We start from the raw sequence: 2,379 nt of genomic DNA, 5'->3' as shown, positions 1-2,379 counted from the left end.
CACAGCAGCCCCGGCTTCCGGCCGGTCGGTGCCCCGCTCAACGGCACCGGTGCGGATCCCCGGCGCGACTCGCCCCGCCGGCCCCTCGACGACGAGCGCCCGACCGACGTCGTCGGCCTGCCCCCCGTCCCCCCCGCCGAGACGGCGGCCGAGGTCACCGAGGAGACCGGCGCGGCCGAGGCCGCGGTCGAGCCGCAGCGCCGGGTCGACCCTTCCGCCGCCGAGTCGGACGGCATCCCCGGGAGGCACCGCCGCCGGGCGGGCTCCACGTCCGGCAGCCACCCCGCCTCGGACTACGTGCCCAAGCGCGGTCCCGGTGGCAAGAAGCCCCGCTCGGGGCGGCGCCGGCGCAACACCTTCTGGAAGGAGCTCCCGCTCCTCATCGGTGTGGCGCTGGTCCTCACGATCCTCATCCAGGCCTTCCTGGCCAAGGTTTACGTGATCCCGTCGGGCTCGATGGAGACGACGCTGCACGGCTGCACCGGCTGCAACAACGACCGGGTGCTCGTCGACAAGGTCACCTACCGGTTCAGCGACCCGCAGCCCGGCGACGTCGTGGTGTTCCGCGGGCCGGACTCGTGGGTCAACACCGAGTTCACGGTCGACGAGCCGACGAGCACGTTCGGCGAGGTCGTCCAGCAGTTCCTGTCGCTGATCGGGCTCGCGCCGCCGGACGAGAAGGACTTCGTCAAGCGGGTGATCGCCGTCGGCGGGCAGACCGTGTCCTGCTGCGACTCCCGCAACCGGGTCATGGTCGACAACCAGCCGCTCGACGAGCCCTACATCTACTACCTGCCCGAGGCCGGGCCGGCGCGGCAGATCCCGTTCGGGCCGATCACCGTGCCGCAGGGCGAGCTGTGGGTGATGGGGGACAGCCGCAACAACTCGTCGGACTCCCGGATCGACGGTCACGGGCCCATCCCGGTCGCGAACGTCATCGGCAAGGCCCGGATGAAGGTGCTGCCGATCAGCCGCTTCGGCTTCATCGACAGCACGAACCCGCAGCAGCCGCAGGCGGCCGCCCTCGGGGTCGCCGAGGACGGCGCGCCGCTCGCCCTGGGCGTGTTCGGCGTCGTGCCGTTCTGGCTGCTCCGCAGGCGATCCCTGCTCGCGGCCGAGGAGGAGTTCCTGCCCCGCCGACGTCGTACCTGAGGTGGCTGCACCCGTTCAGCGGCCCGTCCGCCGCCCCCGGAGGAAGCGTCCCGCCGAGCTCCTGCCCCCGGAGTGGAAGCCCGGCCGGGCGACCGTGCGCGCGTCGGCCGGCACGTGGACCCTGCAGAGCACGCTGCAGCGGCACGGCCTCGGCCCGGTCGCGGGCGTCGACGAGGCCGGCCGCGGGGCCTGCGCCGGCCCGCTGGTGGTCGCGGCCTGCGTGCTGCGCCCCGGCGACGCGAAGCGGCTCGAGGGCCTCACCGACTCGAAGCTGCTCACCCACGCGGTGCGCGAGGAGTTCTACTACCGGATCCTGCGCCGCGCCGAGGACTTCTCGGTGATCGTGATCCCGCCTGCCGAGGTGGACCGTCGCGGGGTGCACGTGGCGAACATCGAGGGGATGCGGCGCGCGGTCGCGGCACTCTCCACCCCGCCCGGCTACGTGCTGACGGACGGCTTCCCGGTGCGCGGGTTCGGCCGGCCGACCCTCGCCGTGCCCAAGGGCGACCTGACGGCGGCGTGTGTGGCCGCGGCGTCGGTGCTGGCCAAGGTGACCAGGGACCGGCTGATGGTCGCGCTCGACGAGCGCTACCCCCAGTACCGTTTCGCCGAGCACAAGGGCTACTGCACACCGGTGCACGACGCCGCGCTGACCGAGCACGGGCCGTGCCCCGACCACCGGTTCTCCTTCGTGAACGTGGCGTCGGTGGCCCGCGTGGGCGACCGGGTGGCGTTGGTCCAGAATGGGGCGGCCGGTGAGGAGACCGGGGTCGTCGAGGACGCGGAGTTCGTCGTGGACGACGAGGTCGCCCTCGTCGCGGACGAGGACAGGGTCGCAGGGGGAGTGGAGTCGTGAGCGCCGAGGATCTCGAGAAGTACGAGACCGAGATGGAGCTCACGCTCTACAAGGAGTACCGCGACATCGTCTCCCAGTTCTCGTACGTGGTGGAGACGGAGCGGCGCTTCTACCTGGCCAACTCCGTCGACGTGGCGCCGCGCAACGCCGACGGCGAGGTCTACTTCGAGGTCCGGATGTCCGACGCGTGGGTCTGGGACATGTACCGGCCCGCGCGGTTCGTGAAGAACGTCCGGGTGGTGACGTTCAAGGACGTCAACATCGAGGAGCTCGACAAGCCGGACCTGCGGTTGCCCGAGGGCGACCAGTTCGGCCACTAGGTGGCTGGTGTCGAACGGTCGGTTCGGCAGTGTGGGCTGCTCGGTTGGCTG

Annotated in this window: 3 protein-coding genes; all 3 read left to right on the top strand. The window is 72.0% G+C overall.

Features of this window, described 5'->3' with window-relative positions; all coding sequences use genetic code 11:
- Window positions 1-1,152, top strand: a 1,152-nt coding sequence (gene lepB, locus LWC33_RS34535) for a signal peptidase I (protein WP_372476844.1), incomplete at its 5' end; no start/stop codon positions are given.
- Between the two features lie 61 nt (window positions 1,153-1,213).
- On the top strand, window positions 1,214-2,008 hold the full coding sequence (locus LWC33_RS34530; RefSeq protein WP_233308917.1) for a ribonuclease HII: 795 nt from the start codon (window positions 1,214-1,216) through the stop codon (window positions 2,006-2,008).
- Window positions 2,005-2,328, top strand: a complete 324-nt coding sequence (locus LWC33_RS34525) for a DUF2469 domain-containing protein (RefSeq protein WP_037046945.1) — start codon at window positions 2,005-2,007, stop codon at window positions 2,326-2,328. The genes LWC33_RS34530 and LWC33_RS34525 overlap by 4 nt, the downstream gene beginning before the upstream one ends.
- Window positions 2,329-2,379: the final 51 nt, after the last annotated feature.

This window comes from Pseudonocardia terrae (genome assembly GCF_021343995.1).
Lineage (GTDB): Bacteria > Actinomycetota > Actinomycetes > Mycobacteriales > Pseudonocardiaceae > Pseudonocardia > Pseudonocardia terrae.
Note: the sequence above shows the minus strand (reverse complement) of the source record. Positions and strands in the feature narration are given on the sequence as shown.